Annotated in this window: 16 protein-coding genes; all 16 read right to left on the reverse strand. The window is 46.4% G+C overall.

All coding sequences use genetic code 11. The features are described 5' to 3' along the window. Window positions 1–75: 75 nt before the first annotated feature. Window positions 76–1,125 (reverse strand): tRNA dihydrouridine synthase DusB, encoded by a 1,050-nt coding sequence (dusB, locus tag DBT50_RS07555; protein WP_111852564.1) that lies wholly within the window; start codon window positions 1,123–1,125, stop codon window positions 76–78. Window positions 1,126–1,801: 676 nt separating this feature from the next. Further along, window positions 1,802–2,659, reverse strand: coding sequence for a pyridoxal-phosphate dependent enzyme (locus tag DBT50_RS07560; protein WP_181566134.1), 858 nt, complete (start codon window positions 2,657–2,659; stop codon window positions 1,802–1,804). A gap of 79 nt (window positions 2,660–2,738) precedes the next feature. Next, window positions 2,739–3,620 (reverse strand): Hsp33 family molecular chaperone HslO, encoded by an 882-nt coding sequence (hslO, locus tag DBT50_RS07565; protein ID WP_111852562.1) that lies wholly within the window; start codon window positions 3,618–3,620, stop codon window positions 2,739–2,741. 227 nt (window positions 3,621–3,847) lie between these two features. Continuing rightward, window positions 3,848–5,998 (reverse strand): ATP-dependent zinc metalloprotease FtsH, encoded by a 2,151-nt coding sequence (ftsH, locus tag DBT50_RS07570; protein WP_111852561.1) that lies wholly within the window; start codon window positions 5,996–5,998, stop codon window positions 3,848–3,850. Between the two features lie 65 nt (window positions 5,999–6,063). Next, a complete protein-coding gene (gene hpt / locus DBT50_RS07575; protein WP_111852560.1) occupies window positions 6,064–6,597 on the reverse strand; it encodes a hypoxanthine phosphoribosyltransferase in 534 nt (177 codons plus the stop codon). 105 nt (window positions 6,598–6,702) lie between these two features. Continuing rightward, window positions 6,703–8,121 (reverse strand): tRNA lysidine(34) synthetase TilS, encoded by a 1,419-nt coding sequence (gene tilS / locus DBT50_RS07580; RefSeq protein WP_111852559.1) that lies wholly within the window; start codon window positions 8,119–8,121, stop codon window positions 6,703–6,705. Between the two features lie 88 nt (window positions 8,122–8,209). Then, window positions 8,210–8,668, reverse strand: coding sequence for a S1 domain-containing RNA-binding protein (locus DBT50_RS07585; protein WP_060778688.1), 459 nt, complete (start codon window positions 8,666–8,668; stop codon window positions 8,210–8,212). 17 nt (window positions 8,669–8,685) lie between these two features. Then, complete coding sequence (locus DBT50_RS07590; RefSeq protein ID WP_070558352.1) at window positions 8,686–9,138, reverse strand: FtsB family cell division protein; 453 nt, start codon at window positions 9,136–9,138, stop codon at window positions 8,686–8,688. 76 nt (window positions 9,139–9,214) lie between these two features. Continuing rightward, on the reverse strand, window positions 9,215–9,496 hold the full coding sequence (locus DBT50_RS07595; RefSeq protein ID WP_111852558.1) for an RNA-binding S4 domain-containing protein: 282 nt from the start codon (window positions 9,494–9,496) through the stop codon (window positions 9,215–9,217). Between the two features lie 9 nt (window positions 9,497–9,505). Then, window positions 9,506–11,131, reverse strand: coding sequence for a putative polysaccharide biosynthesis protein (locus DBT50_RS07600; RefSeq protein WP_111852557.1), 1,626 nt, complete (start codon window positions 11,129–11,131; stop codon window positions 9,506–9,508). A gap of 2 nt (window positions 11,132–11,133) precedes the next feature. Further along, complete coding sequence (gene mfd, locus DBT50_RS07605; RefSeq protein WP_224785055.1) at window positions 11,134–14,679, reverse strand: transcription-repair coupling factor; 3,546 nt, start codon at window positions 14,677–14,679, stop codon at window positions 11,134–11,136. Window positions 14,680–14,700: 21 nt separating this feature from the next. Beyond that, complete coding sequence (gene pth, locus DBT50_RS07610; RefSeq protein ID WP_111852555.1) at window positions 14,701–15,264, reverse strand: aminoacyl-tRNA hydrolase; 564 nt, start codon at window positions 15,262–15,264, stop codon at window positions 14,701–14,703. A 708-nt stretch (window positions 15,265–15,972) separates the two neighbouring features. After that, window positions 15,973–16,962 carry a ribose-phosphate diphosphokinase gene (locus DBT50_RS07615; protein ID WP_060778693.1) on the reverse strand — a complete coding sequence of 330 codons (990 nt, stop codon included), beginning with the start codon at window positions 16,960–16,962 and terminating at the stop codon, window positions 15,973–15,975. 84 nt (window positions 16,963–17,046) lie between these two features. Beyond that, window positions 17,047–18,432 (reverse strand): bifunctional UDP-N-acetylglucosamine diphosphorylase/glucosamine-1-phosphate N-acetyltransferase GlmU, encoded by a 1,386-nt coding sequence (gene glmU / locus DBT50_RS07620; protein ID WP_306470062.1) that lies wholly within the window; start codon window positions 18,430–18,432, stop codon window positions 17,047–17,049. Window positions 18,433–18,494: 62 nt separating this feature from the next. Continuing rightward, window positions 18,495–19,808 (reverse strand): DEAD/DEAH box helicase, encoded by a 1,314-nt coding sequence (locus DBT50_RS07625; RefSeq protein ID WP_111852553.1) that lies wholly within the window; start codon window positions 19,806–19,808, stop codon window positions 18,495–18,497. Between the two features lie 2 nt (window positions 19,809–19,810). Continuing rightward, window positions 19,811–20,923, reverse strand: coding sequence for a metallophosphoesterase (locus DBT50_RS07630; RefSeq protein WP_111852552.1), 1,113 nt, complete (start codon window positions 20,921–20,923; stop codon window positions 19,811–19,813). Window positions 20,924–20,980 lie beyond the last annotated feature (57 nt).

Consider the following 20,980-nt stretch of genomic DNA (forward strand, 5'->3'; position numbering starts at 1 on the left):
TACTATTTTATTTCATTCTATTAAAAACAGCCCTTCAGGCATGCTTTTTTGGTCTTCCCTCTTATTCTATACTATTTAACGGTTTTTAGCAGCTTCTCTTTGTGCTAAACGTTCTTCCCGTGATAGGCGTTGGCGTTTAGGCGCTTTTTCACGCTCTTTAGTCGCCTTAGCGAAATCATTTAAAAGGTCGACGACTTCTTGGTAGGAATCAGCCTGGGTGCAGGCCACCTTGACCTTAGCCGAACGCGGGATTCCTTTGAGATAATAAGCCACCATGGAACGAAATTCCCGGACCCCAACACTTTCCCCTTTTAAGTCAACCAGTCGGGTCAAGTGGTCCTTGCAGGCTTCAATCCGTTCTAGACCTGTTTTTTCAGGTAAGAGTTCGCCGGTCTCCACGTAATGAACCATACGGTGGATTACCCAGGGGTTACCTAGGCACCCCCGTCCCACCATGACACCATCAACTCCATAATTGTCGAGGGCGTACTTGGCTTCTTCGGGAGTTCGGATGTCCCCATTGCCGTAAAAAGGCACAGAGAGCTTTTGGCTGACTTGCTTGATAATGTCCCAGTTAGCCTTACCGGTATACATTTGCTCCCGGGTTCTGCCGTGCATAGCAATCATCTTCGCACCAGCTTCTTGGGCAGCCAGGGCATTTTCCACGGCCAGGATATGGTCGTCGTCCCAACCTGTCCGCATTTTCACTGTGACTGGGATGGAAACTGCATCGGCAACCGTCTTTACCCGCTTATAGACTTCATTAGGATCTAAGAGCGCCTTAGATCCCGCATCGGTCTTCACCACTTTATTAACCGGACAGCCCATGTTGATATCAATGATGGCAGCCTTGGTATTGGCTTCAATAAATTGGGCTGCTTCAGCTAAGGAGTCGGCCTGGCCACCAAAAATCTGCACGGAAAGCGGCCACTCTTCATCCTCAATATGAAGCATAGATAGGGTCTTTTTGTTTCTAAAATGAATTCCTTGGTCAGAAATCATTTCACAAACAACCAGTCCCGCTCCCTGGGCCTTAACAATGGTTCGAAAGGCGGCGTTAGAGACACCAGCCATCGGAGCGACCGCAATGGGGTTAGTGATTTCAATATTGCCGATTTTGATCATAGTACTCCCTTTCTAATTATAGACACACCAAATGATTCTATCAGAAAAAACGACAGAAGAAAAGAGCAGAGACAAAAGCCCCAGCCCTTTTCTTTCTTTATTTTCGTCCTTTAGTGTGACTATCACACTCTCTAAACCTGCTCCAGTCACAGGACGAACGTCCATTTCACACAGGGTGTGAGACTTGGCGCCTAGGCTTGGATGATTGTAGCAAGTCAGAATAAAAGCGAAGCATTCGCTTGTTTCTGACTTGTGAAATCACTCCAAGTCTGCCAAGTCGAACCCAACTAAAAACTGCCAACGCTCAGGCTAGTTGAGTTCGGTTGCCAGACTTGAAGTTGCTTCAGAAAATACCAAGGCACAGTCTTTAGTTGAGTTCGGAAGGGTGAAGGGATGTCCTTTCAGAAAAGTTGAACGACCAGCTTTGCTGATCTTTTCATCTTTTCTTCCAAGGAATCTCCCTCACTGATCCTTCCTCACATCCTTTTATCTGCGCTTATAATATTTTCCTCCAGCAATTCAAGGCTTTAGCGGCGTTCTCACATCCTTTTCAAACCTGCTCCAGTCACAGGACGAACGTCCACTTCAAAAACTGCCAACACTCAGCTTAGCTGAGCTTATGACAGTTTTCTCCAGTAGTTTCGTCCTTTGGTGTGACTGTCACACTCTTTCTAGCTTATCGTCCATTAGCTATGGTAACTACCTTATGCCCCCGGCCTAGGCGTTCGGCAACGGCAATCGCTCCGGTAATGGCTAGGGCTGATTGAAGGTCGACTTCAAGGCCTTCATTGACCTTTAGCCACTCTTGTTCTTGGTAAGCGCGACTGTCTTGGACCCGGATAATCTCAGCAAAGAGACTGGTATCTAAAAGGGGTAAGTCGCTAGCCATGTCGAGATCATTTAAGCTTGATTGACTACTTGCTTCCACAGCATAGATGGCAGTCTTTTCCGACGCGTCTTTGAGGGACCGACCGATACCAGAGAGACTGGCTCCTGTTGATACCGCCGAGACAAAGGCATTCGGAGCTTTCCCCCCTAAGGCCTCAATAATTTCCGGCCCCGTAGTCAATTGGTGGACCACCGAGCAGGCATAGTCACTATCAGGATGAAGCAAGAATGCTTGATCATTTTGACCACTTTCAATGGCTGATTGTCTTTGCTCAGTGACTTTGTCAGGATCGCTGAGAGGATGAATGGTCATACCGTATTCACGCAGTGCTTTCAAGTCAGCCTCACTGATCACTTCGTTGAGGAAGAAGTCGCCATCATAACCCTTAATAGCCGCTAGGCAAGCCAAGGAACGAATAGTAACAAAGTCAGCGCAGACCACTAGCGTAGTCCCACTGGCTAGGTCGCCTTTTTCCTCATAGACTTCCAACATATTTAATAGGGAACGGTCTTTGATATGACCAGTGGGGTTTTGTCTTTCTAATTTGACATAAACATCCGCTGCTTGATAAGGAACCGACCGCTGTAATTTAATCAATGGAGTCTCTCCAATGGTCAAGAGCAAATTGTCCAGTTTTTCTACCATTTTACACACCTCTTCATCAGCTTCTGGCATTTATTATTACTATTTTAGCATAATCAACTAAGCAACTAAAGGTAAAGGACTAGGCTTCGGCCTCCTCTAGAAGTTTTTCCAAGTCGTCCTTACTGTAGTGGTAATGACTATTACAGAAATGGCAAACGGTTTCTGCTTGACCATCTTCTTCAATAATGGCTTTGAGTTCCTGACTACCTAGGCTGACTAAGCCCTTAGCAAAGCGTTCCTTGGTGCAGTCACAAGTAAAGCTTATCGGATGAGTAGACAAGATATTGGCTTGGCCTTCGCCTAAGAGACGTTCAATAATTTCCTCCAGGCTGGCATGCTGACTGAGTAATTTAGTGATGTGAGGGAGTTCTTGGACTGTACGCTCCAAGCGACTGATGGTCTCTTCACTCGCTCCCGGTAAGACTTGTAACATCCAACCGCCCGCCTTATTGACTGATTCATCTGGATTGACCAGGACACCCAGTCCAATGGCAGAAGGAATTTGTTCCGAAGCCGCTAAATAATAAGTGAAATCCTCGGCAATCTCACCTGAAACAATCGGAGTTTGTCCACTAAAAGGTTCCTTCAAACCCAGATCCTTAGTGACTGAAAAGGTTCCTTCAGTGCCAACCACTTTACGGACATCCAACTTGCCTTGGTCATTCAAGTCGAGAGAGACATGGGGATTGTCAATATAACCTTTGACCTCGCCCGCTCCATTAGCGGTCGTGACAATTTTTCCACCCAAGCCATTGCCCTTAATTTGAACCGACATTCTGGCATCGTCTTTAATATCGCCAGCTAAGAGCAAAGTCCCGATTAGAGTCCGACCCAAAGCGGCTGTGGCTGCGCTCCAGGTATCATGGCGTTGGTGGGCGTCCTCCACTAAGTCACCGGCATCGATCACACTACAACGTACAAAACCATCTTTAGAAATTGCTTTAATTAACTTATCTGTCATTTTTTAATTCCTTTCCTTAATGCCTTTTTATTATGCCTAAATCACCTATCAATAGCAAATGATTGATTTTACTGGTTCACGGCTAAATGGCCATCAGCATCCGTTCTGCTTTTGACTTTGGGTTGTTAAAAAGCCATGGCAATGTACCACACTCTCATAAAATTTCTCATGAAAAAAGGACTGCGTCTTTTGGCGCAGTCCCAATTACTTAATCGATCAAGTTAAGCTTATTCTTGGTCATCATCATTTGATTCTTGGGAAGGGATATTGTCATTTTGAGTTTCATTTGCATGATCCTCATGGCGGTCTTCCTCTGGAGAGCTAATGGTCTCTTCCTTGGAATCATCGACCTCTTCTTGAACCTTCTTTTGACGTTCAATTTGAGATTTCTTCAAGTTTTCTTTGGCTTCTTCATAAGAAATTGGTTCATTTTCATGGCCACTTTGTTGACTTTCATCATCATCTGGTAAATGACCGTTCTCAAATAGACTCTTAATTTGTTTAGCATTTAAGGTCTCAAGTTTTAAGAGATGTTCAGCAATCACACGGACTTGCTCCTTATGCTGACTTAAGATATCTTTGGCTTCTTCCAAGGCTTGGTCCATGACCTTGCGGAGTTCTTGGTCAATTTTAGCTGCGGTTTCACCTGAATAGGATTTTTGTTGGTAAGGGTTGGTGCCTCTCATGGAGTGGTTTCCTTCATAAGAAATCGGACCTAATTCCTCACTCATCCCATATTCAGTAATCATGCTACGGGCTAAAGAGGTTGCCTGTTCAAAGTCATTGGATGCCCCAGTGGTCTGGGTGTCAAAGAAGATTTCTTCTGAAGCACGTCCTCCAAGCAGCCCCACAATTTGTTCGTGAAGGTTTTTCTTGGAGTGCATGGTTTGATCTTCTTTAGGTAGCATCACTGCATACCCCCCTGCTTTACCACGAGGAACAATGGTCACCTTATGAACGACCCGAGCATCGCTTAAGACCATACCACAGACGGTATGTCCAGCCTCGTGGAAGGCGGTTACCCGGCGCTCTTCTAAGCTTGGTTGGCTGTTTGGTTTAGCCGGGCCAGCGATCACGCGGTCTTGGGCTTCATCCACATCCACCATTTCGATTCTTTTCTTATCTAAACGGGCGGCCAATAAGGCGGCTTCGTTGAGGACGTTTTCTAATTCCGCCCCGGTAAAGCCTGGAGTTTGTTGGGCCACCACTTTGAGGTCGACATTTTGAGCTAGTGGCTTGTTGCGGGCGTGAACTTTCAGAATGGCTTCCCGGCCTTTCACGTCTGGACGGCCCACTAAGATTTGGCGGTCAAAACGTCCCGGACGTAATAAGGCTGGATCTAAGACATCAGAACGGTTGGTTGCTGAAATCACGATCACATTGTCCTTTTCTTCAAAACCGTCCATTTCAACTAAGAGTTGGTTGAGGGTTTGTTCCCGTTCATCATGGCCACCGCTCCCTGAAGCTGCGCCCCGTTGCCGACCAACCGCATCAATTTCATCAATGAAGATGATAGCAGGCGAATTTTTCTTGGCCGTATCAAACAAGTCACGCACCCGGCTAGCCCCGACACCGACAAACATTTCCACAAATTCTGACCCCGAGATGGAGTAGAAAGGTACATTAGCTTCCCCGGCTACGGCTTTAGCTAGTAAGGTTTTACCGGTTCCGGGAGGGCCTTCTAAGAGGACCCCTTTAGGAATCCGAGCACCAATATCGTGGTATTTCTTGGGAGCACGGAGGAAGTCAACCAGTTCCACTAGTTCTTCCTTCTCTTCCTCACAACCAGCAACGTCAGAGAATTTCACCCGTGATTTCTTAGAAACATCTTCTACCCGGCTTTTACCCATTTGCATAGGGTTGTTCCGTCCCCCACCTTGGGTTTGTGAGAACATCATATACATGATAAAAACGAAGAAGATTAAGGGAATGGCGCTCATGATCAAACTAATCCACATATTGGTTTGATCTTCTTCTTGGGCCACGACTTCGGCCCCTGAATCTTCTGCCGCTTGGTTAATGGCTGAGAGGGTTGAGTCATTAGGTAATACATGAACAATGAATCCCTTAGCTTGGTCGAGTTCAGTATTATTTAATATCGGAATATTATTGGAAGTTGATGACTCGCTTCCTTCCTTGTCTTCCCGGTACTTCCCGGTGATTTCATAGGCGCCTGCGCGAGGTTTAATTTGAACCGTTTCAATTTCTTTATCCTTCAGTTTTTGAATAAATTCGGATTGGTTAATTTCCTCTGAAGCAGCCGAATTTCCTCCTGACGAGAAGAAATTCACTATTCCTAGTAGCGCCAAGAAAATGACAATGATAATTAGACCACTGGAAAAAAAGTTATTGGGTCTCTTTGATCCTTTTCTTTGCATACATTAGCTCCATTTCTAATTTTAAACTATATCGGTCTTATCCAGATAGGTAAGTATAACACAGATTAGGCCTGATCGCTCTTTAAAACCCCTACATAAGGTAGATTGCGGTACTTTTGCGCATAATCCATGCCGTACCCCACCACAAAGGCGTCAGGAATTTCTTTGCCGAGGTAATCAGCCTCAACCTTTACCTGTCGGCGGTCAGCCTTGTTTAAAAATGCACATATTTTAACCGATGCCGCCTGCCGTTCTTTGAAAACTTCCCCTAGGCGTTCCAAGGTGTAGCCTGTATCGACAATATCTTCTACCAATAAGACATGCCGGCCTGCCACTGAAGCCTCTAAGTCTTTGAGGATCTTAACGTCACCACCTGATTCGGTGCCATCGCCGTAGCTAGAAACCGCCATAAAGTCTACTTCTAAAGGCACGTTAATTTCTCGGATTAAATCGGCCATAAATAAAAATGATCCCTTAAGGATTCCGACCACAAGTAGGTCTTGGTCTTGATAATCTTTGGAAATTTCCTCACCTAAGCGCTTATTAATGGCTTGGATTTCCTCCGTACTGATTAAGATATCGCTAATCTCTTGGTTCATGTATAGCCTCCGTGTTATATAAGTTCAATTATGTCCTTAATTGTAGCAAAAGCAGCTACCTATCTGCAACATTTTCAGCCCTTTTAGACAATTTTTAAGGAATGCTTAGACTCGCTGAATTTGGCTAAAAGCCGCCTCCCCGTTCAGAGGATAGCGGTAGAGCCATTGTCCCTTTTGACTTAAGATTCCAAGGACCCAAGACTGACCTCGGACGATCAGCCATGCCGCCTGTCGGTCAGATTGAGGAATCTTCTCATTAATAAAGAAACGGCGGATTTTTTGCTGGCTTCCTGAAGGGAGTTTGAGATAGTCACCAGCTTGCCGGTGGCGGATAGTCAGGGATTGGTCACTTAGGGATTGAGACAAGTAAAAGCTTTGGCTGGTGTCCTGAAGCTTTTCTTGACCAGTCAAAGTCCAGCTTAAGGAGAAGTCTTCTAGCTGAATCGCTGCTTTATCTAATTCAAGCGGCCTCTCTGATAGCTCTGGCCCGGTCTGATAGTAGCTAGCTGGGCTGGTTTTCAAGCGGATAAAGGCGGCCTGGTAGACCTTATCCAGGACATAATGCCCCGGCAAGGCCCATTGGCCCTGGGCAGCCCCCTGGTTAAGAAAGTCGACCAATTCTTCCATTCCCGTCCGAGTGAAGGCCAAGAGTTCTGGAATCTCACAGCGCTGAAAAATCATCTCCATTAGTAAGACTTGTTCCGCCTGAGAATACTGACCCAAGGCTTCCAAGTCAATGTGAAAAAAGCCCCCTTCCTGGTCAAATAAGTTAGTCAGCAGCTGGTTGAGCTGGGGTTGGGCCAGGTCCAATAAGGCTTTGAGATCGGTTTGAAAATGACGGAAATGTGCCTTGAAGTTAACCGATTCCCGCTCTAGGTAGGGAATAATCTCTTGACGGAAACGATTACGTTGGAAATGCTTATCCCAATTGGTCATGTCTTCCTGGTAGGGTATTCCTTCACCTCTAGCTAGGTCATACAAGCTGGCTTTTTCGACGTCTAAAAGAGGTCGGAGAATTTGGGCCTTGGGATAGGTGTAAAGCGGGCTAAGGACCTCCATCCCCCTAAAACTGGCCAAATGTCCGCCATGGACCAGGCGCATTAAGCCGGTCTCTACCTGGTCATCACTATGGTGGGCCGTCACCAAACGCAAGGAGGCCTGGTCTTTGAGAATTTTTCCAAAGGCATGGTAGCGGAAGGCCCGGGCCTTGGCTTCGATATTGCCACCCAAATCATCCTGGTGCTGCCAAATACTCACCTTGAGATCCAAGTCGCGGACTTGGCAATAGGCCACCATCATTTCCTGCTCGGCTTCTGACTCCAAGCGCAGGCGGTGGTTAATATGGATGACAAAGAAATTTAGCCCATGAGTCGCTTGCAGTGTCTCAAAACACCTTAATAGGACCATGGAATCCACACCGCCAGAAACCGCCAGGGCATAGGGCTTGTGACTAGCTAAATAGTCGCTATCTTCTGCCACTAACTTTTGGTAAATCATTTGAGCAAGTTGACTGAGCTCTGACATGTTCCACCTTCCTCATAAAAATAAAGAAAGAGGCTGTGACCAGCGTCATAACCTCTTGGTAATTTTTTCTATTCTTCATCTCTTGTCATTAGCCGCGACGGCCACCGCGACCACCACGTTTGCCTTCGGTATTACGCTTTAAGGAAGTTAAGCGATCATCACTTTCCTTTAAGAAATTATTCATCATGGCGTCAAAGTCACTGGTTTTTGCTTGTGGCTTACGGTCAAATTTCTTATGGCTATTGTTGGCTTTAGCTGGCTTAGGACCACTATTACCAGGCTTAGCATGTGCTTTGGGCTCAGCTTGCTTGTGATCCTTGGCGTCCTTCATGGATAAGGCAATCTTTCCATCCGGTTGAATTTTAGTGACAATCGCAGTCACCTCATCGCCTTTTTGTAGATAATCATTGATATCTTTAATATAGCTATCGGAAATTTCAGAAATGTGGACTAAGCCACTGGTTCCATCACCGAGATCGACAAATACACCAAATTTAACAATTCCTGTAACCTTACCAGTTACTTTTTCCCCAACTTCTACGGTCATGAAAGCTTATGATCCTCCTAATTTTTTTCATTATTTACTTTGTTTTGATTATTTTGCGCTTCTAGGTATGCCTTGTTAAGACTTTTTGCCTTCATGGAATCATTATCTTCAGGAGTGGAGAAAATAATTTCGCCCTCTTTGCTGAGATAATATTGGGCCCGAGCTAAGCTCGCCAGGTAAGACTCATTATTTAATAAGGTCACTTGGTTCTTTAGAGAGTCAACAATTTCTTGTTCACTCTGTCTTTGTTGCTTAGCCTGCTCAGTTTGTTCACTTAAGGACCGGGTCTTAAGTTGGGCATGGAAGACGCCAAACAGACATAATAGGGAGCCTAGTAAACAAAAACCTAAGAGCGAGCGCATGATTAAGTCATGCCATTTCTGTTTCTTAGTATCTTCTTGCTCCTTCTTGCCAGCGTAGCGTGCAATGGAAGTAATTTTATTCTTATTTTCCTTGCCTTGGTCGCCCATCTTTAGCATCCTTTCACAAAATAGTACCCTTCCTATTGTACCTTGCTTCTTTTAAAAAGTATAGCTCCTATTTCAATTAAAAAAATTCAGGTTCGCTAGCCTTTTCCTTCCATTCTTCATCGAGAATGGTATACATTTTGCTGGCGTCTTCTTTTTTAGTCGAATTTTCTAGAGCATCGACTCTCAAAGTCAGCCACTTATTCCCAAACTCAAGCTTAACCGTATCACCAACTTCCAAGTTGGTCCCTGACTTGGCCGGCCGCCCATTGACAGCAACCCGACCTTGATCACAGGCCTCTTTGGCCACGGTACGTCGCTTAATAATTCGAGCAACTTTTAAAAATTTATCAATTCGCATAGACTCTTCCTAACTCTCCTTATTTTTGATCCAATATTTAGCCAAGGGAAGCTCTTGCCACTCAGCCGGATTAAGTATCGGGTATCTTCTTACTACTAATAATACGACACCTGCTCCCAAAAGGACAGCCAAGCCCACAAATAAAGTAGCAAAGGCCCGACCTTTAGGGAAATTTAGCCAAAAGAACCAGCGCAAAGCCATAATGGCCAGCCACATGAGAAGAACCACTAGGCTAGTGTCTCTCAGTAAAATCCCCATTTGACTCTCGCTTTTAATCGAATGGGGGATAAAATGGTGCATCAAAATCAGCATCATCACTAGAGCGAGTAAACTGGACCAGACGCCCCCCACTAGGCCAAAGCGGCTAACCAGCAAGTGGGCAAAGACCCCTTTAACTAATAATCCCAAGCCCAGGGCCATGGCCGAATAAAACCACTGGTTCTGGCCCAGGAAAATATTATGGTAGATCAATACCCAGCTGGCCAAGACAATCATCAGTAGATACTGTTCTAAGACCCCGCTGCCCTTAGCATCACTAAAGAGCATCACATTGAGTTCCGGTAAGATCGCCATTATCCCCGCCGTGACCAATAGACTAATAAAGAAAGTTAAGCGGCTAAAACGAGCTGCCGCTTCCCTAAATTGGGCCTTTTGCTTTTTGACAAAGGCCTGGGAAAGCAGGGGCAAGTAAGAGGTCTGGAAGGCCAGGGAAAAGACCATGCCCAATTGGACAAAGGGCTGGCCGCGATCATAGACTCCCTTATAAACCTTAGCCAGGTCGCCATCCAAACCAGAATCCAGTAAACCATCATAAAGGGTAAAAGAATCAATCAATTGAAAGAAGACCAATAAGGCTGAAAAACTACAAATCACCAGGCCATCGGTGACAAAGGTTCTTAAAATCTGGGGCCAGGTCAAGTGATAAGGCGGATCTTCAGCCAGAGCTCGACTTCTTTTCGATTCTTGGAATAGGCGCTGGGTGCCCCTGGATTGAAGCAGGGCCAGGATTAGGTAGCTAGCTGCCGTAAAACCAGCAATCCCAGCCGAGGCCATGGCCCAGGCCCCCATCTCATAGAGGGACCAGTCCTGACTAAAGACCTGGCTATAGAGATAAGCCACCCCTAAGATTACCCCAACCCGGACCACTTGCTCGATCACCTGAGAGACGGCGGTATGTTTCATATCATTGCGCCCCTGAAAGGCTCCCCGAATGAGGAGGAGAAAAGGCATGGCTAAGAACATATAGGAAACGCTCCGAATCACCACTGCCAAGTTGGGATCAGCCATTCCCTGGGCTAAAAGCGGGGCTAGAAAAAAGGTCAAGCTAAAACACAATAAAGAAAAAATGACTACTAGGAGACTATAACGCCGCAAAAACAGGCGACGGTGGGCCAAGTCAACCTGCCAGGAAATTTGTTTACCCACGTAATTAGGTAAGCCGCTCAGGGCAAAGGTCATTCCAATCCCATAAATGGGGTAGACTTGCTGGTAGACATAGAAGCCCGTGTCGCCCACTAGGTTTTGAAAGGGAACCCGGTAAACCGCACTGAGAATCTTAGCGATAATGCCGGCCAGGGTCAACAAGCTGGCCCCCTTTAAGGCTTGTTGACTGCGGCGGTTTTTACTCGACACCATCCCTAGTCCTCCCCTTCCACTTGGTCAGAATCCGCCTTTAAATCCTTACTGAGCTGGGTTAGGAATTGGAGGAGATAGTCTAACCACTGATCAGTTGAGAGGTCTTTAGTGTTTAACTGCATGACTAATTGATCATTAGCCATTTTGATTTGTAATTTCATGGGGATATCTTCTAAGGCTTGGAAAATGAGCGGAGTCAATTGGCTAGGATCTTGTTGCTTGGTAAAGACCTGCTCAATCGCCTTCCCCTTACGCGTGATTTTTTCTACCCCTATTGCAGTAGCATAGGACTTCATCGCCCCGACTGCTAAGAGCCATTGAACTTCTACCGGAGGCTCACCAAAGCGGTCCAATAATTCGTCATCCAAGTCCCACATGGCATCGACATCCTCCAGCAGGTTGATGCGTTTGTAGATTTCCACCTTTTGATTTTCGTCCTGGATATATTCTGAAGGAATATAGGCGTCAATGTGCAATTCAATTTCTGTCGGTGACTGAGGCCGCTTAGCTGCCTTGCCTTGCTTCTTACGGATGGCTTCATCCAGCATCTGTTGAAAGAGGTCATAACCCACCGAATTGACAAAACCGTGCTGTTCTTGCCCCAGGAGGTTGCCGGCTCCACGAATGGAGAGGTCGCGCATGGCGATTTTGAACCCTGCCCCTAATTCAGTAAAGTCTTCGAGGGCGGTCAGCCGTTTTTCGCTGGCCTCATTGAGGGCCTTGTCAGGCCGGTACATAAAGTAAGCATAAGCCACCCGGTTGGATCGGCCTACCCGTCCCCGAAGTTGGTAGAGGGTCGATAGGCCCATCCGGTCTGCGTCCTCCACCAAGAGAGTATTGACATTAGGCATATCAATCCCGGTTTCAATGATGGTGGTAGTGACTAAGACATCGTCATCTCCGGCCAAGAAATCCATTAAGACTTCCTCTAATTGATTGGCATGCATCTGACCATGGGCAATGGCTACCCGGGCTTGGGGGACTAATTCCTCAATGAAGTTAGCTTTTTCTTGGATATTTTGCACATTATTAAAGAGGTAAAAGACTTGACCATTGCGGGCTAATTCACGTTCAATGGCATCCCGGATCGCTCCATAGTTTTGTTCCATGACATAGGTCTGTACCGGAAAACGGTTAGCTGGTGGCGTTTCAATCACACTCAAGTCCCTAACCCCCATCATGGACATATTCAAGGTACGAGGGATCGGCGTTGCCGTCAGGGTAAGGACATCGACATTTTTTCGCAAGGCCTTTAATCTCTCCTTGGCCTTAACGCCAAAGCGTTGTTCCTCATCAACAACCAATAAACCCAGATCTAAGAACTTAATATCCTTGGATAGGAGTCGGTGGGTACCGATCACTAATTGGACGCTGCCCTCTTTTAAGCCCTTAATGACATGCTTTTGTTCGGCCGGGCTCCGAAAGCGGCTCAATAAGTCAATAGTAAAGGGATAGTCCTTAAAGCGCTCTAGCATGGTTTCATAGTGTTGCTGGGCTAAGACAGTCGTTGGCACCAGGAAGGCGACTTGCTTACCGTCTAGCATAGCCTTAAAGGCAGCCCGCATGGCAACTTCAGTCTTTCCAAAGCCCACGTCCCCAACGAGGAGACGGTCCATGGGCTTTTCTTTTTCCATATCAGCTTTAATTTCCTGGATTGAGCGGAGCTGGTCATCGGTTTCAGGATAAGGAAATTCGTCTTCAAAGGCAGCCTGGTCTTCGTTGTCAGGACTAAAGGCATAGCCCTTTCTGGTCTCTCTTTCTGCATACAAGTCCACCAAGTCATCAGCAATATCTTCAATTTTCTTGCTGACCCTTTGCTTGGTCTTTTGCCATTCGGTTCCGCCCATTTTGTTGAGTTTAGGGCTCTTGCCTTCCGCTGAAACATATTTTTGGACCAAGTCAATTTGGTCAATGGGGACGTGGATAGAGGCATTATCAGCATAGACGATGCTGAGATAGTCCTTGTGGTTACCCGCCACCTCGATGGTCTCTACCCCAACGAACTGCCCAATCCCGTGGTTAACATGGACCACATAGTCGCCGGGTTTTAACTCTTGGTAGTTCTTTAAGCGCTCAGCGTTAGAGAGGTTATTGGTATTTTTACGACGACGACGCTTGGCCTGGTCAAAGAGGTCACTTTGGGCTAAAAGGACCACTTGACTGTCAACAAATTCAATTCCTCCCGACAAGTGGCCAGCAATAATATTAATAGCCTCAGGAATAATTTGATCTGCCTGGGTCAAGACCGCCTGGAAGTTCATGGCCTTGAGATCTTTTTCTAAGTCGCGGGCCTTCTCTTCCTCCTCGATAAAGATCAGTAAAGACCGGCCCATTCTCAACCAGGCTTCAAATTCCAGTTTAATGGCTTCCTTATTATGGTAAAAAGGCGTAACCGTCCGCGTTTGAAATTGGTAGAGGCCATCAAAGCGCATATTGCCGTAACCCTTCTGCCACTGGGCCAGGTAGAACTTCCGCCCCGAATAAGCCATCACTTGGTCGTGACTATCTAAATAGATCTGGTCAATCGGAGGCAGGTGCCCAGCTTCCACCTTCCCTTGCAGATAAAGGGCGGCTCGCTGGTCAATTTCCTGGGATAATTCAATCAGCCGGGTCATATCATCTAGCACTAGGTTCTGTCCCTGCCCCACATAGTCAAGCAGGCTGCAAGAGTCTGGATAGAGGATCTGACTAAAATAATGGGTTCGTTCGGTCGTCTCCCCAGCTGACCAGGCTTGAATTTCATCTTGGAAGATGGCCTGGACTTGTTTTTTGATGGCTTCATCTTGGATTTTCTCAGCTTTTTCCTGGGCCACTTTTTCTAAATGAGCCACGCCAGCTTTTAGGCGGTCAGGGCTAAACAAGAGGTCCTTAGCCGGTAAGATGGTAACTGCTTCTAAGTCCTCTTGGCTCTTTTGGCTGTTAACGTCAAAAGTCGTGATACGTTCCACTTCATCGAAGGCTAAAGACAGTCGCAAGGGCTGGGAACTGGTTAGGGGGAAGAGGTCAACAATATCCCCCCGGACACTCATTTCACCAGGTCGTAAAACGGCCTCCACCCGTTCATACCCCAAAAGCAATAAGTCTGCTTTCAGCTGGTCGACTGCCAGATCTTGGCCCCGTTGGATGTTTTTAACTAGGTGTTTCCACTCAGATACAGGAGTCAGGGCACGCTTTAACCCGAAGATAGGACTAATTAAGATCCCGCTACTATCTTCATCAAGTAACCAGTCTAAGGTCGCCAAGCGGTCCCCCAGAGCTTCCGGGCTTTGAATGGCTAAGTCTTCAGCCACACTTTCTGGACTGGAATAGAGGTGGAGGTCAGCTTCTGGATTGAAAGTTTGCAGGTCTTCATAAAAACGCTCCGCCTGCAAGAGATTATTGGTCAAGACCACGGTCTTTTTATCGGGATGGCTGGCTTGAATTTCAGCAATCATATAGGCTTTACTAGCCGCCTGTAAACCCAGGTAGAGAACACTCTGCCCCGTCCTCAAGGTGTTTTCTAGCTTACTGTCAATAATTTTCTCATTGAGATAATTTTCTAAGTTCATTTCCACGTCTTTCTCTCTTTATTAGTTATTGAAACGATTCATAGTGTTTTCAAAGCTATTGCCCTCTAACCAGTAAGAAATGGCATCGGCTGCCGCTTGGCTGCTTTCTAACATCTTGCCTTGGTCTTCCTTTGAGAATTTTCCTAGGACATGGTTGACCACCGAGCCCTTGCCCTTAGGATGGCCCACGCCCAACTTGATTCGTTGAATGTCTTTAGAATTAAGCATTTTAATGATATCTTTCATTCCGTTATGACCGCCAGCACTGCCCTTTTTCCGTAGGCGGAGACGGCCGGGTTCCATGTCCATATCATCATAGACCACTAGGAGGTCTTCTAAGTCGATGTGGTAATAATTCATAAAGCCAGATACACATTGACCGGATAGATTCATAAAAGTAGTGGGTTTGACAAAGAGCACCTGGTCATTAGCCACCCGGCGTTTAAAATAGACCCCATTGAAAGCGGAACGATCAAAGCTTTCATGGTGGCGGTAGGCCCATTCATTAAGGACAATAAAACCAATATTATGGCGAGTCCCTTCGTATTCTTTTCCTGGATTTCCTAATCCAACCACTAACTTCATATCGATCATCCTTTTCTTTTTAACGCAACAAAATCTGTACACCGCCCACAGCGAGGGGATGTACAGATGACTTGCTACTAGTAATTTTCTTCATTTTAGCGAAAAAAAGTTACCCTCACAAGTTTTTTCGCCTAAATGGATGCAGAGTGAGACGAGTGCACCAAAGAGCAAGACCATTGGAAGAAAAAGGCGTAAGAATTCACGCAGAGAATTCGTGGCCGTTTTCTGAAATGGACGCTTGCTCTGCACTTGAAACAGATTTTCAATAGAGTGTGACAAAAGGCATAGGAGCCCTGAACCGCTGGAGCTAAAGGGCGAAAGAATTCTCAAAAAGGATGAGAGGGCGCCGTCAAAGCCTTGAATCACTGGAAGAAAATACCATAAGCACAGGGAACTGTGCGTTGAGATTTTCTGAAGTGACTTCAAGGCTGGCGTCCGAACTCAACTAGAGAATTCGTCGACCTTTAGTGAAGCGGACGTCAGGGCTGCCTTTTGGAACAGATTTGGACAGAGTGTGACAAGTGCACCAAAGAGCAAGATCGCTGGAAGGAGTTCGCAGTAAATCCTATAAAAGGATTTACAAGGACTTCTGAAGCGGACGCTTGCTCTGCGCTTGGAACACATTTTTGACTGCATCCTATTAAAAAGAAGCTCAGACATCAGTCAAAGCTTCCTCTACACTAAGATTATTCTTTTTTAAGTATTTTACTAATCTTTGGCTTCCATTCCCTTGAATTGTTCGCGGAAGAGCGGACTCACTGATTTGTTATTTTGAATCCGATAGATGGCTTCAGCAATCAGTTCAGAAACCGATACTGTCGTGATCTTATCAATTTTCTTTTCCTCAGGGAGGTTGATTGAGTCGGTTACCACAATTTCATCAATATTAGCGTTTTCTAGACGTTCAATAGCTGGGCCGGATAAGACGGGGTGGGTACAGCAGACCGTCACCGAAACAGCGCCGGCTTCTTCTAAGGCATTGGAAGCAGCAGTGATGGTTCCGGCGGTATCGATCATGTCATCGATAATGATACAATCTTTACCTTTGACTTCACCAACAATATTCATGACTTCGGCGACGTTGGCACGTGGACGACGCTTGTCGATAATAGCAATTGGCGCATCCAGGAATTCAGCCAATTTTCTAGCCCGGGTTACCCCGCCATGGTCAGGAGAGACAACGACAATGTCTTTGCCTTGATAAAGATCTTTATCAAGGAAGTAATTAGCCAGTAAAGGAGCCCCCATTAAGTGGTCCACCGGAATATCAAAGAAACCTTGAATTTGGCTGGCGTGTAGGTCGAGGGCAAGCACTCGGGTAGCGCCAGCATCTTCAATCATATTAGCAACCAATTTGGATGTAATCGGTTCACGTGGTTTGGCCTTACGGTCTTGGCGGGCATAGCCGAAGTAAGGAATCACCACATTGATTTGATCAGCGCTGGCCCGGCGGCAGGCATCGATCATAATCATTAGTTCCATTAAGTTCTCATTGACTGGTGCAGAAGTCGATTGCAAAATATAAATATTATCGCCACGAATGGATTCTTCAATGTTAATGTGAATTTCACCATCACTAAAGTGGTTAACATTTATTTTTCCCAATTCAATTCCCAAACAATCAGCAACCTTCTGTGCCAAGGGTTTGTTAGAATTTAATGAGAAAAGCTTAAAGTTTTTATCTTCATGTTCTGACATTGTCATAAGTTCCTCCTAAAACCTAAATGTTTAAAAACTATGTCCCTACCATACTATCTTACCATAGATGTAAGCTCTTTAGGGTTAACTTTCCGGCTTATTTTTAGAAATAGGTAATTTGTGCCAGTAATTTTCTTTATTACTTTGCCGTGAACGGGCAATGGCCAGGGCCTCCTTAGGAACGTCTTCAGTAATGGTTGATCCCGCAGCAACAAAACTATGATCAGCCAGGCTAACCGGGGCAACAATATTGGCATTAGAACCGATAAAGCTATAGTCGCCCACCTGACTACGGTGCTTACTATAACCATCATAGTTACAGAAGATCACCCCGCAACTGAGGTTAATATAGCTGCCCAAGTCAGCATCGCCGACATAGGTTAAGTGGCCGGCCTTGGTGTGGTCCCCGAGACTAGCATTTTTAATCTCAACGAAGTTACCAATATGAACGTATTCTCCCAAGACTGATTGGGGTCTGAGATGGGCCATGGGACCAATGGAAGTATGAGAGCCGACTTGACTACTTTCAATTTTAGAAGAATCCACCGTCACTTCATCGCCAATTTGGCTATCCACGATCTGGCTGTTGCCTAGAATATGGCAGTTCTCACCGATACGGGTCTGTCCTAAGAGATTGACCTGACCTTCAATAATGGTGTCTTGGCCGATGGAGACTTCCGCATCGATTTTGGTTGTTTGGGGATCTAAGATAGTTACCCCATTATCCATCCAGTAGCGATTGTTTCTTTGATAGTAGAGCTGGTTGGCTTGGGCCAGGGCTTGGCGGTCATTAACCCCCAGTGATTCACCAAAGTCAGCCATTTGGTAAGCTGAAATCCGTTCCCCCTGACCACGTAAGATTTCAATCACATCTGGGAGGTAATATTCTCCTTGGGCATTATCATTGCCCACTTTGTGGAGGGCTTCAAAAAGGGCCTGGTTATCAAAGACATAGGTTCCGGTGTTGATTTCCTTCACTGCCTTTTCTTCTGGCTTGGCATCCTTTTCTTCAACAATTTTAGCCACCGACCCGTCTTGCTTACGGATAATCCGGCCATAGCCACTTGGGTCTTCGGCCTTAGCGGTTAAGATACTGGCCTTAGCCCCCTCAGCTTCATGGACATCCAATAAATCTTCCAGGGTAGCCTGGGTAATTAGGGGCGTGTCTCCACAAATCACTAGGGTAGAGCCTGCCTTATCCGCCAGTAAATCTTCCGCTTGTAAAACCGCATGGCCCGTTCCTAATTGTTCTTCTTGGAGGCAGAATTGACTTTGCCCTGCTAAGACTTTTTCGACCTCTTCGGCCCCAAAACCGACAATGGTAATGACCTCATTAAAGCCGGCTGCCTTAACATTGTCTAAGACGTGAGCCACCATGGGTTTATTAGCGACCTCATGTAATACCTTATACTTATTTGATTTCATCCGGGTTCCCTTACCAGCAGCAAGGATAATCGCATAACGATCCATTATTTTATATGCACTCCTTCATTTTTAGTCCTCTATTATTCTAATGAAGTTTTTCTTGGGCTTCAATTCTTTTTTGTTTTTTTACGCCGGGCACCCTTGTTCTTTTGCTGGCGTTTTCGATTTTTCTTTTTCTTCCCTTTGCCTGCCGATTGATCAGCTGAAGGCGCCGCCCGCTTGGAAGACTGGAGCTTTTTCGTCCTTCTGTTTGCCTGGTCATGGCCTGCTGGCTGGGGCTGGCTAGCAGCTTTGACCAGCTGTCCTCGGTAGAGAGCGTACTCTTCCAGCTCGGTCCCTTCTGGTAAGACTTGTTTTAATTCTCTCAGGGTGCGGTCGTTATTGCAGAAAGTCAAGACCAAGCCTTCTTTCCCCATCCGCCCAGTCCGGCCACTGCGGTGGACATAGGTGGCCTGATCCTTGGCCAGGTCATATTGGATCACACAGGCTAAACCAGAAATATCCAAGCCCCGGCTAGCCAAGTCGGTCGTGAATAAATAAAGCAACTGACCCCGGTTAAAGGCTTGGATGACTCTTTGCCGGTCTTGACCACTCATTTCCGCATGCAAGGCCGCCACGGGTAACCCATGGTAACTTAACTTTTCTTCCAGTAAATCCACATCAGCCTTAGTACGGACAAAGACCAAGGCCCTAAAGTCGGCCAATTGGGCCAGGCTGCGCAGGCGGTCCACCCGTTTACGGACCGGTGTGAACAGGTAGCCATGGTGGAGATTGGCCTGGCTGGATAGGTCCTGTCTAAGGTCAATGACCTGGTCAATGGCTAGTAATTCTTTAGCCTTGGTCAAGCTGTCTTGGGTGATGGTAGCTCCAAAGGCGATATTTTGCCGGTGTTTGGGGAGACGTTTGATTAAATCTGTGAATAGAGGAAGGCTGTCAGCTTTTAGCAAGTCATCGACTTCATCACAGACCAAATATTTCACTTGGTGGACTTTTAATTTCCGTTGTTCAATCAGTTCATTAATCCGCCCTGGACTAGCCACTACGATTTCCGGCTTGGCCTTCAATTGGTCAATCTGGCGCTTGATGTTAGCCCCACCAATGACTAGCTGGAGTTTTAGTTCAAGTGACTGGGCCCAGGGGCGAGCCACACTAGCAATTTGACTGGCTAATTCCTGGGAAGGGGCCAGGATAATTAACTGTAAACCCGCCTGGGCTTGGACTTGATTGAAGCTGGCTAAAAGATAAGCCAAGGTCTTCCCGGTCCCCGTTGCCGATAAGGCTAAAAGATTGTCCCCCTGTAAAATGCGGGGCCAAGCAGCGGCTTGGACGGGCGTGGGTTGGTCAAAGCCTTGTGCTTCCCACTCTGCCTTAAGGGGCTGGGCTAAGAAACTAGCAACTAAACTGTCTTGCTCTGCTTTCAAAATTAAACCTCATCGCTCTCTTCTTTAATACTTAAATACTTGGTGGATTGATCTTGGTCAGGGCCAGTAATGGCTAAAGTTTCAGCTTCTCTTGCTGACTTGGCTGGGACTAGGTCAGCCTGTGCGGTTTGGGCAGCTAATTGTTCATCGACTTCATTATTGAGGATGGCCTTGGCTTGCTTCCAGGACAAGCCCCCATAAGCGGCAATTTCGCGGTCGGTTTCCGCTAATTCCCGTTCCAAGAAAGCTTCTTTAGAAGCAGTTAATTGCACCACAACCAGTTCTGCTTGGTTATTGAAACGGACATGCCACTTAGGCGCCCCAATCCCCCGTGAAATCACTAGACACTTGTATTGGTCACCAGGAAGGCGGAAAACTCCTTCGGTATATTGGGGCAAGTGGCCTTGGTCAGAAGCGTAAAGGCCTCCCAGTCCCGGAAGCCGAATTTGGCCACCTTGGGCATGACCTGCTAGGACCAAGTCAGGCGATTTTTCGATCGATTCATGGTAGCGTAAGAAGGCTTCAGGATGGTGGGCTAGTAAGATCTTAGGTAGGGCTAATTGATCTGCTTCAAGGGGGAGATAGCGTAAGGCGTCCCCTTTTAAGAAGTGGCGGCCTGGTTTTTCCGCTAGGCCCATGACGACCAGGTCTTGCCCATGAAGCGTGATGGTTTCCGCTTGGTCATGTAAGACCCTGACCCCTGCTTGTCTTAAGAGCTCTTCCATTAAATGGCTATAAGGGCTCTTCACTTCATTGGAACCACTAACATAGAATACTGGGGCCAGATTAACTAATTGTTTGATAAAAACAGCCAATTCTTGGCGGTCAAAGGCCTTTTCCGGATGGATGAGATTACCGGTAATAGCAATGAGGTCGACCTCCTCCTCTTTGACGGCCTTCAAGATATCGACCACCTTAACCCTTTGGTCAGGGAAATTAAGGTCGGACAAGTGGGCAATTTTTACCCCTTCCAAACCGCCAGCATAGCGGGGGCTTTCGACTAAATAATGGGTTTTTCCCAGTTGATAATTTTGAAAATAAAGATAGGCCAGACTGCCCCCAATGACGGCAGCAGATTGCAAGCCCTTCTTCAAGAATTGATTCTTTTGACTCATATGATTGCCTCCCTTTGACTAAATGATCTCAGTGAGCTAAGTACTCCTTATATTTTA

It is taken from the genome of Aerococcus tenax, assembly GCF_003286645.3.
GTDB lineage: Bacteria > Bacillota > Bacilli > Lactobacillales > Aerococcaceae > Aerococcus > Aerococcus tenax.

Bases quoted from the DNA above. Each gene is read 5' to 3' on its own strand.
- DBT50_RS07600 (WP_111852557.1), bottom strand. From the start codon at position 11,131: ATGGTGTCGAGTAAAAACCGCCGCAGTCAACAAGCCTTAAAGGGGGCC.
- DBT50_RS07595 (WP_111852558.1), bottom strand. From the start codon at position 9,496: ATGCGAATTGATAAATTTTTAAAAGTTGCTCGAATTATTAAGCGACGT.
- dusB (WP_111852564.1), bottom strand. From the start codon at position 1,125: ATGATCAAAATCGGCAATATTGAAATCACTAACCCCATTGCGGTCGCT.
- hpt (WP_111852560.1), bottom strand. From the start codon at position 6,597: ATGAACCAAGAGATTAGCGATATCTTAATCAGTACGGAGGAAATCCAA.
- DBT50_RS07560 (WP_181566134.1), bottom strand. From the start codon at position 2,659: ATGGTAGAAAAACTGGACAATTTGCTCTTGACCATTGGAGAGACTCCA.
- glmU (WP_306470062.1), bottom strand. From the start codon at position 18,432: ATGGATCGTTATGCGATTATCCTTGCTGCTGGTAAGGGAACCCGGATG.
- pth (WP_111852555.1), bottom strand. From the start codon at position 15,264: ATGAAGTTAGTGGTTGGATTAGGAAATCCAGGAAAAGAATACGAAGGG.
- DBT50_RS07585 (WP_060778688.1), bottom strand. From the start codon at position 8,668: ATGACCGTAGAAGTTGGGGAAAAAGTAACTGGTAAGGTTACAGGAATT.
- DBT50_RS07590 (WP_070558352.1), bottom strand. From the start codon at position 9,138: ATGGGCGACCAAGGCAAGGAAAATAAGAATAAAATTACTTCCATTGCA.
- DBT50_RS07615 (WP_060778693.1), bottom strand. From the start codon at position 16,962: ATGTCAGAACATGAAGATAAAAACTTTAAGCTTTTCTCATTAAATTCT.
- ftsH (WP_111852561.1), bottom strand. From the start codon at position 5,998: ATGCAAAGAAAAGGATCAAAGAGACCCAATAACTTTTTTTCCAGTGGT.
- hslO (WP_111852562.1), bottom strand. From the start codon at position 3,620: ATGACAGATAAGTTAATTAAAGCAATTTCTAAAGATGGTTTTGTACGT.
- mfd (WP_224785055.1), bottom strand. From the start codon at position 14,679: ATGAACTTAGAAAATTATCTCAATGAGAAAATTATTGACAGTAAGCTA.
- tilS (WP_111852559.1), bottom strand. From the start codon at position 8,121: ATGTCAGAGCTCAGTCAACTTGCTCAAATGATTTACCAAAAGTTAGTG.
- DBT50_RS07630 (WP_111852552.1), bottom strand. From the start codon at position 20,923: ATGAGTCAAAAGAATCAATTCTTGAAGAAGGGCTTGCAATCTGCTGCC.